At 35.0% G+C, this 8,260-nt stretch carries 10 protein-coding genes; 5 read left to right on the forward strand and 5 right to left on the reverse strand.

Features of this window, described 5'->3' with window-relative positions:
- Positions 1–19 precede the first annotated feature (19 nt).
- From NCCP28_RS22190 to gdhA, 4 genes are all read right to left on the reverse strand, one after another.
- Positions 20–1,336, reverse strand: a complete 1,317-nt coding sequence (locus tag NCCP28_RS22190; RefSeq protein WP_248563381.1) for an SLC5/6 family protein — start codon at positions 1,334–1,336, stop codon at positions 20–22.
- The gene (locus NCCP28_RS22195; protein ID WP_248563382.1) at positions 1,333–2,028 is read right to left on the reverse strand and encodes a response regulator transcription factor; all 696 of its coding nucleotides are present in this window, start codon (positions 2,026–2,028) and stop codon (positions 1,333–1,335) included. The genes NCCP28_RS22190 and NCCP28_RS22195 overlap by 4 nt, the downstream gene beginning before the upstream one ends.
- Positions 2,025–2,795 carry a sensor histidine kinase gene (locus NCCP28_RS22200; protein ID WP_248563383.1) on the reverse strand — a complete coding sequence of 257 codons (771 nt, stop codon included), beginning with the start codon at positions 2,793–2,795 and terminating at the stop codon, positions 2,025–2,027. Before NCCP28_RS22200 ends, NCCP28_RS22195 begins: the two co-directional genes overlap by 4 nt.
- A gap of 323 nt (positions 2,796–3,118) precedes the next feature.
- Entirely contained in the window at positions 3,119–4,495 is a 1,377-nt protein-coding gene (gene gdhA / locus NCCP28_RS22205; RefSeq protein WP_248563384.1) for an NADP-specific glutamate dehydrogenase, read from the reverse strand.
- A gap of 165 nt (positions 4,496–4,660) precedes the next feature.
- On the opposite strand from gdhA, the gene gltC reads away from it, so the two are divergent.
- Entirely contained in the window at positions 4,661–5,566 is a 906-nt protein-coding gene (gene gltC, locus NCCP28_RS22210) for a glutamate biosynthesis transcriptional regulator GltC (protein ID WP_248563385.1), read from the forward strand.
- 176 nt (positions 5,567–5,742) lie between these two features.
- Here gltC and NCCP28_RS22215 read toward each other — a convergent pair whose 3' ends face one another.
- Positions 5,743–5,868 carry an anti-repressor SinI family protein gene (locus NCCP28_RS22215; RefSeq protein ID WP_248563386.1) on the reverse strand — a complete coding sequence of 42 codons (126 nt, stop codon included), beginning with the start codon at positions 5,866–5,868 and terminating at the stop codon, positions 5,743–5,745.
- A gap of 211 nt (positions 5,869–6,079) precedes the next feature.
- Here NCCP28_RS22215 and NCCP28_RS22220 point away from each other — a divergent pair, with 211 nt between their 5' ends.
- From NCCP28_RS22220 to NCCP28_RS22235, 4 genes are all read left to right on the forward strand, one after another.
- Positions 6,080–6,556 carry a CBO0543 family protein gene (locus NCCP28_RS22220; RefSeq protein ID WP_248563387.1) on the forward strand — a complete coding sequence of 159 codons (477 nt, stop codon included), beginning with the start codon at positions 6,080–6,082 and terminating at the stop codon, positions 6,554–6,556.
- Between the two features lie 110 nt (positions 6,557–6,666).
- Positions 6,667–6,810 carry a hypothetical protein gene (locus NCCP28_RS22225; RefSeq protein ID WP_248563388.1) on the forward strand — a complete coding sequence of 48 codons (144 nt, stop codon included), beginning with the start codon at positions 6,667–6,669 and terminating at the stop codon, positions 6,808–6,810.
- 121 nt (positions 6,811–6,931) lie between these two features.
- A complete protein-coding gene (locus NCCP28_RS22230) occupies positions 6,932–7,414 on the forward strand; it encodes a hypothetical protein (protein WP_248563389.1) in 483 nt (160 codons plus the stop codon).
- Positions 7,415–7,694: 280 nt separating this feature from the next.
- Positions 7,695–8,260 (forward strand): UTP--glucose-1-phosphate uridylyltransferase (locus tag NCCP28_RS22235; RefSeq protein WP_248563390.1); only part of this gene is annotated, 566 nt, incomplete at its 3' end.

The following is an 8,260-nucleotide window of genomic DNA, read 5'->3' on the forward strand; positions in this document are numbered from 1 at the left end:
ACAAAAACTCCCTTTTTTATTAGGAAAAGGGGGTTTTCTGGGTCTTTAATAATAACCTCATTTTGTTCTTCCTCCTTAAGAAAAAATAGACAATAGAGAGAAAAGAGCAACAAAATGCTATGATAATGCTAGAAAGTGGACCGAATGGTGTATATATAGCATATCCAGCTATAATTCCAAATAGTGTACCGCTGGCTAAAGATTCTTTTATTCTTCCTTTATGACAAATGATAAGAATTAATTGTGGAAGCATAGCTACTTGAATAATTCCGGTAAAGAAAAATACATCAAGAAATGTTGGAGAATATCCTTTGTATATAAAATAGGTTGTCATTATAAAGAAAATCAATAAAAAAATCGTGGAATATATTTGTTTTTTCTTTGAAAAAGTGTAATCTTGAAAAATATTCTTTTTTATTAAAGAAAGAATAGAAAAAAGATCAGAACTGAGTGTTGCTGTTAAAGCAGCTGTTGCTCCTAAAAACAATAGAGACAGCAAAAAGGGTGCACTGGATTGGATTAATACTTTTGAGATAGATGATAAAACGATAAATCCTCCTTGATAAAATACAAGCAAATATATGCAAATAAAAGAAATAGGAATGACACTGCCGATAAAGGAAGAATAGACAAAAGCCCTTCTTACTTTATCTGCCCTCAGCTGATAGCATCGTTGCCATAACGCTGGATTTAAAAATATATAGCCGCAGACAATCAAGAAACTAACGATTAAAAAGAAAAAGGAGTCATCCCGGAACATAATCAATAAGTAGGGGTGATATAAACGAACCCCCTTATAAATTGGCTCAATTCCTTTTTGAATTAACAAATAAACTGGATAAATGATAATAACAGCAAATAATAAGCATATTTGCCATTGCGCAAGTATATTAACTACTTTATTTCCATATAGAATGACAGTAAGTATTAAAAAGGAGAAAAGGAAAAAAAATAATAGCTTTATTGGGATATTTACAATTAAATCAAGCAAACTTGTAATCAGCATCATTTGAATAAGCAGCCCTTGAATAGAGAGAATTACAATAATTCCAAGAAAAAATTTATAATCGAATGTTGTTACCTTTTCCTTTAAGAAATCACCGATGGTAGCTGCACTGCTAAAAGCTTGGGTTCGTATTTTTTTGCTGAAATAGCCAAAAGTGGATAAAGCAGCAAACATTGCAATAGAAAAAATTAGACCAGTTATAACACCATAGTTTGTGATTGCTTGTGGTGTAGCGACAATAGAAGGAGAAGCAACCAGTCTTGCGATAATAACTACAATTCCTAAGCCAATGCCAATGGAGCCTATTCGGTCTTTTGCTAGTCTGCTCAACTTGCTAATTCCCTTTCACGATACTCTTTAGGAGACACGTGGACGACCTTGCGGAATATCGTACTGAAATAATGCTGGCTGCTAAATCCTACTTTTTCGGCAATCTGCGAAATGGCCCAATCCATATGGGAGATAAGGTATTGCTTTGACATTTCAATTCGATAATTTGTTAAATATTCATTGAAATTGATGCCTACTTCTTCTGTAAATCTTCTGCTGATATAGGTAGCGTTACAATGCACATGCTTTGCAACATCAGATAATGTTATACGGTTTGAGAAATGGTCTTGGATATAAATTAATGCATCATTGATAGGAGGAGAATAAGAAGAAATGGATTCATATTTGTTCAATACATGATTTAACTCGTTTTCAATGATTGGTTTTGTCAGAAAATCAATAGCTCCTATTCGCACTGATTGTTTTGCATAATCAAAGTATTGGTATGCTGTTATAATCACCAAATCTATCTGTGCATGAATATCTTTTAATTCTTTTCCTAAATCGAGCCCTGACTTTCCTGGGAGCTTTATATCTAAAAATGCCAAATGAATTTTATGCTCTTTCGCCTTTGTTAGTGCTTGGCTAGCATCTATTGCTGTATAAATGTTCCATTTCGGAAATTTGTTTTGCAGCATCATTTCAAGCTGCTCTAACATGACAAATTCATCATCTACTAATAAGATATTCATCTTAATACCTCCTCTAGTTCGTCTTTTGTTTTCATGGGCCAAATAACTTGAACTTCTGTGACATCTCCTATCTCTGAAGTAATGGTCAATTTACTATTATTGCCGAAAAAGAATTTCATTCGCTGTTGAATATTGGAAAGGCCATGTCCAGTTGTGGATGAAGGTTCATTTATATGATCTTCCATTGAGCCATTGTCCATTACTTTTAATAGGATGTTCCCATTATCGCTGTATAAATCGATTCTTAATAGAGCCTGTCCCATTTGATTTTCGAGGCCGTGTTTAAAAGCATTTTCTACTAATGTTTGAATAACAAATGGAGGAATATAACATTTTAGCAACTCCTCTTCAATCTGCAGTTCGAGCGTTAAGCGATCACGAAAACGGAGCGTTTGAATTTCAATAAAGTACATCGTATACTCCCATTCCTTTTGTATCGGGATTAAGGAATCATTTGTTTGATATTTGGATTTCATAAAGAGGGAAAAGACTTCTAGAGAGCGAACAAGTTCGTCGGTTCGCTTTAATCTGGCTAATCCTAAGATTACGTTAAGTGTATTAAATAAAAAGTGGGGCTGAATTTGCTGATTGAGCTGATTGTATACTGCTAGGCGAAGTTCACTTTCTATTTTTATTTTTTTATTTGTCTGTTCTAGAACTTCAATGCGCTCTTCGAATAAGAAAATAAACAGCAAAGCGACTGCCCCAAAAATGGGTAAAATAACAAAGAAGCTGATTAATAAAATAAAATTATTGTATGTTAGCATCTAAAGATAGTAATCCCTTCTCATCAAAGTCTTTAGTATCTTTATTTTCGCAAAATTCATACAAAATGTATAGTTAGTTGTCAGGAAATCTCACATCATGCAAGATAAAAGAGCTGATTTATTTATAATGAATCTTTTGCCGTAAAAAAAAACTACCTATCTGGGAAGTATAGGTAGTTTTTAGCTAGATACAAGTTGTTGTAGTTTTGAGCCTTGTTGCTGCGATTTTAGAGCAGTTTGCTGCAGTTTTCCGGCAAGTTGCTCCATTTTTTCTTCAGATAGCTATTTTTCGACAAAAAGCCAAACTATTTAACAATTGAAAATCAAATCCCTTGCTCAATCATGGCATCTGCAACTTTCACAAAGCCTGCGATGTTTGCGCCGATAACTAAATTGCCTGCATAGCCGTATTCTTCTGCTGCTTTTTTGCTTTTTGTGTAAATATTTTTCATAATATCGTGAAGTTTGCTGTCGACTTCTTCTAATGTCCAGTATTGCCTTGCGCTGTTTTGCGCCATTTCTAATGCAGATACAGAAACTCCCCCTGCATTTGCTGCTTTCGCTGGTGCAAACAATACGTTATTTTCTAAAAAGACATCGATTGCTTCTAGTGTAGATGGCATATTGGCACCTTCGCCAACTGCTTTCACCCCATTTGAAACTAAAAGTGCAGCAGCATTTTCATCAATTTCATTTTGAGTCGCACATGGCAGGGCAATATCACAAGGAACGGACCAAATTCCAGTGCATCCGTCCATATAAATAGCATCAGGATGTTCATCTACATATTCGCTGATTCGTTTGTTTTCCACTTCTTTTAATCTTTTAACGGTTGCAAGGTCGATGCCGCCTTTGTCATAAATATAGCCGTTAGAGTCGCTGCATGCTACGACAGTGGCGCCAAGCTGCATTGCCTTTTCTATTGCATAAATCGAAACATTTCCAGAACCAGATACCACAACTGTGCTGCCGTTAAAGCTTTCTCCAGCGTCTTTTAGCATTTCTTCCACAAAGTAGACCGCGCCATATCCTGTTGCTTCTTTGCGGCCAAGACTTCCGCCATAGCCAATTCCTTTTCCTGTCAGGACACCAGCTTCATATGCGCCGCGCAGTTTTTTATATTGTCCAAACATATAACCGATTTCTCTTGCGCCAACACCGATATCACCTGCTGGAACATCCACATCTGGACCGATATATTTGCTGAGCTCTGTCATAAACGCTTGGCAAAAACGCATGATTTCAGCATCAGATTTGCCTTTAGGGTCAAAGTCAGAACCGCCTTTTCCGCCTCCAATTGGCTGTCCAGTTAAAGAGTTTTTGAAAATTTGTTCAAAGCCCAAAAATTTAATAATGCTTGCATTAACAGATGGATGGAAACGCAGGCCGCCTTTATATGGGCCAATATGATTGCTGAATTGAACACGGAATCCGCGGTTTACTTTCACATTGCCATGATCATCCACCCATGACACTTTAAAGGAAACGATTCGATCTGGCTCTACGATTCTTTCTAAAATGGCTTGTTGGATATAATGAGAGTTTTTCTCGAGAACAGGCACTAATGAGTAAAAAACTTCTTTAACCGCCTGCTGGAATTCCATTTCATTTGGGTTTCGCTTCTTTACAGTTTCAAACACTTGATCCACATATTCATGGACATACTGTGTTTTTGGCAGATGCTTATTTAATGTTTTCATGTATCATCAATCTCCATCCATATTTATTTTAATTTGTTTTTTTAAAATTTAAAAAATTTTATTTAGTTTTGATTTAATTCTATACTTTAGGTAGTAATCGCTTCAATATTAAGAAACGATATAGTTGATGCGTTTTATGCATGAAGAGAAGGGAGAACAAGTACGGTGGAAATTAGACAAATTCGTTATTTTATGGAAGTGGCAAAAAGAGAGCATGTAACAAAAGCAGCTGATGCTCTGCATGTTGCCCAGTCATCTGTAAGCAGGCAGATTTTTAATTTAGAAAGCGAACTTGGAGTAGATTTATTTGTGCGTGATGGCAGAAGAGTGAAATTGACGCCGATTGGAAAAATCTTTCTTGAACGCATTAAACATGGCATGAATCTAATGGACGAAGCTGCACGAGAAGTGAAGGAATATTTGGCTCCAGAAAAGGGGACAATCCGCATCGCTTTCCAAATAAGCTTAGCTGCGCATACATTGCCATCTGTAATTTTTGCCTTTCGCAAACGCTATCCAGAGGTGAAATTTCAGATGGTGCAGGCGCTTAATCGGGATTTAATCGAAGGCGTCATTAAAGGGGAATATAATCTGGCGATGATTGCCCCAATGCCAAATGAACAGAAAAAAATAAACCGCAAAATATTATTTACGGAAAATATTGTTGCACTGCTGCCAATTCATCATCCTCTTGCGAAAAAGGAATCAATCCGCCTAAGAGAACTGATGAATGATTCCTTTGTTGTCTTGCCAAAAGGATTTGTTTTTCGTGAAATTGTTGACCATGCATGTCAGGAAGAAGGGTTTTTGCCAGACATTTCTTTTGAAGGGCAAGATATTGATGCATTAAAAGGATTGGTATCAGCAGGACTTGGCGTTGCTTTAATGCCAGAAGTGACGTTAGTAGATACCATTCCTCGGTCCACAGTGAAAGTTCCATTAATGGAACCACAGATTACTCGGACAGTTGGCGTCATTTCTCCAACGCAGCGAGAATTGCTTCCGACAGAAAAGCTATTTTACGATTTTTTGACACAGTTTTATGCGAGACTAACGGATTTTAATCAATGAAAGGAGACGAATAGAGGGGGAGTAAGAGACCTTTTGCATTCTCTTTTTGTGATTATTTTCAGTTTTTACTATTTATCGATTATTCGACAAAAAGCGACGTATTTTCTAGATTATAAGAAAAAAACTCAATAGTAAGCTGCATAGAAAAAAGGACAAAATACCAAAAAGGCTTCTTTCTATGCACTTTTTTTTTGGAGGAAATCCCGTATTTCCTCTATAGATAATCCTATTTCACGAGCGACTAACAGGAGTTCTATCCATTCTTGATCTAAGTGTTCTTTGCTAGCGATGATCCTATTCATAAATCCTCCTGAATTAAAGGTTTTAATCATATTTTACAAGAAAATATTATTTTTTTCAGAAAATTAGTTTGACAAGATTCTACAAATTTCTCTATGATGTATACATTTTTTCCTGCGAGATATACTACTTTAAAAAGAAATAATTAAAAATACAGCTTTTTTCTGTTGTTAGAAAGAAGATTATGTCGAAAATAAAACAAAGGTAATCAATATGACAAGAAATATATTTGATAAGAACTTTTTAAGAGGGGTCTCCGTAGCTGCAATAATTCTTCTTCCGTTTCTTTTAAGAAAAAACTCTTTAAAATATGGACTTATTGCTTATTTATTAAATGCAATAACAAATGGCTGGCTGGATCAATACCTTGTTAATCATAAAAAATTGGAATATCCGATTCGGTTTATGCCCAAGCTGTTTCAAAAAAATGTGGCATTTGATTATTTATTGTATCCAACAGCATCGGTATTTTTGAATAATGTAACGGAAAAAGATGGGGGTGCCATGACCTTTATTAAGGTGATAGGGCTGATTCTTGGCATTTTTACAGTAGAGGTTTGGGCTGCCCAAAAAACAAAATTAATAAAGTGGAAAAACGGCTGGAATTGGTATCATACGATTATTAGTCTGGCAATAAAGTCTTTGTTAAACATTTGGGCGGTCCGAATAATAAAAAAGTTTTCTTTCTAAATAAAATTTAATATCTTAACAAATTATTCATAAAAAGTCCCTACAATATTAACAATACTTTTCTAAAATGAGGGTATAGATTAGTATTATGATGAAATGGGGTGCTTTAGATGTTAGAAAAGCTGTTTAATTATTTTGCAGAACTTACAGAAAAGCCACTATTTGTTGAAGAAGATATTGAGGAAGAATTATGGAATAAACAATTGGACCATTGTGTTGATATAGAGCTGGAAGATAAAAGAAGGTATCATTAAAAAACATCCTTAATAGGGTGTTTTTTTTATGCTCACAATATAAAGCTTTCGTCGGAACTTGTCGAATAATAAAAAAGTTTTTGTCTATACTACAAACATAATCATTTTGTAGGTGATAAAAATGGACAAGTTCATTAAAAATCTCGATTTAGGAGCAGAAGGTATGTGGCTCCCAATCATTATTGCATGTATTCTGTTATTGTATATAGTGTTTATGCAGAAAAAAGCAATGAAATGGAGAGAAATATATATCACTATTGGGGTTGTAGGGCTTATGACTTGGGTGGCAGATAACATCTTTGCAGGCTTTTTGAACTTAGTCGATTTCGGTGACGGGACAATATCTGGCCTGGGAGAGATGATTACCTATACATTTATCCCATCTTCTCTTGCTGTCATCTATTTAAATTATTTAAAAAGAGATAGAAAATGGAATCTAGTCCTTTTGTTTATGCTGCTGTCTTTAATAGTAGAAGGAACGGTCACTGCTATTGGCTATATGAAGCAAAATCATTGGAATCTCCTCTTTAGCATTCCGATTTACTTTATTGTCTATTATTACTATTTGCCTTGGCATCAGAAATGGATTGCATGTGAAAAATAAGCTAATTTCTAAAAGTATTTAGTATAGGGAAAAAATATTTTTTCCCTATTTATTCCTATATTTCACTACTATTATCCTATGAAAATCCCTGCATATCTTTGCATAGATTAAAATATATAGTAAAATAATGATAGAATAAGAACTTCTTCCCTTTAAATCCCAAAATAATAAGTATTTTCAAGGACAGGGAAAAATGTTATGATAATTTTACTTTTAATGTACTTATTTACATGTATTTGAAAAAATAGAAGAAGATAATCAAGAGGGGGAATATAGGAACGTGAAGAAAGTCAGAAAAGCGATTATACCAGCGGCTGGACTTGGAACGAGATTCTTGCCTGCAACGAAAGCAATGCCGAAAGAAATGCTGCCAATTGTGGACAAACCAACCATTCAATATATTGTGGAAGAAGCAATTGCATCAGGAATTGAAGATATTATTATCGTAACAGGCAAAGGAAAAAGAGCAATTGAAGACCACTTCGATTATGCCCACGAATTAGAAAATAACTTGTTGGAAAAAGGCAAGATGGACCTTCTTGAGAAAGTTCAATATTCTTCTAACCTAGCAGATATCCATTATATTCGCCAAAAGGAACCAAAAGGATTAGGACATGCTGTATGGTGTGCAAAAAGCTTTATTGGCGATGAGCCATTTGCTGTTCTTTTGGGAGATGATATTGTCCAAGGCGATACTCCGTGCTTAAAACAATTAATTGATCAATATGAAGAAACACATGCATCTGTAATTGGTGTGCAGACAGTAGCGGATAATGAAACAGACCGCTATGGAATTGTAGATCCAGGAGAGGCAGAAGGAAGACGCTATCAAGTAAATAATTTTGT

The organism is Niallia sp. NCCP-28 (genome assembly GCF_023168165.1).
Classification (GTDB): domain Bacteria; phylum Bacillota; class Bacilli; order Bacillales; family Cytobacillaceae; genus Niallia.

Coding starts and splice junctions, on each gene's coding strand:
- NCCP28_RS22195 (WP_248563382.1), bottom strand. CDS start 2,028: ATGAATATCTTATTAGTAGATGATGAATTTGTCATGTTAGAGCAGCTT.
- NCCP28_RS22200 (WP_248563383.1), bottom strand. CDS start 2,795: ATGCTAACATACAATAATTTTATTTTATTAATCAGCTTCTTTGTTATT.
- gdhA (WP_248563384.1), bottom strand. CDS start 4,495: ATGAAAACATTAAATAAGCATCTGCCAAAAACACAGTATGTCCATGAA.
- NCCP28_RS22215 (WP_248563386.1), bottom strand. CDS start 5,868: ATGAATAGGATCATCGCTAGCAAAGAACACTTAGATCAAGAATGGATA.
- NCCP28_RS22220 (WP_248563387.1), top strand. CDS start 6,080: ATGACAAGAAATATATTTGATAAGAACTTTTTAAGAGGGGTCTCCGTA.
- NCCP28_RS22225 (WP_248563388.1), top strand. CDS start 6,667: ATGTTAGAAAAGCTGTTTAATTATTTTGCAGAACTTACAGAAAAGCCA.
- NCCP28_RS22230 (WP_248563389.1), top strand. CDS start 6,932: ATGGACAAGTTCATTAAAAATCTCGATTTAGGAGCAGAAGGTATGTGG.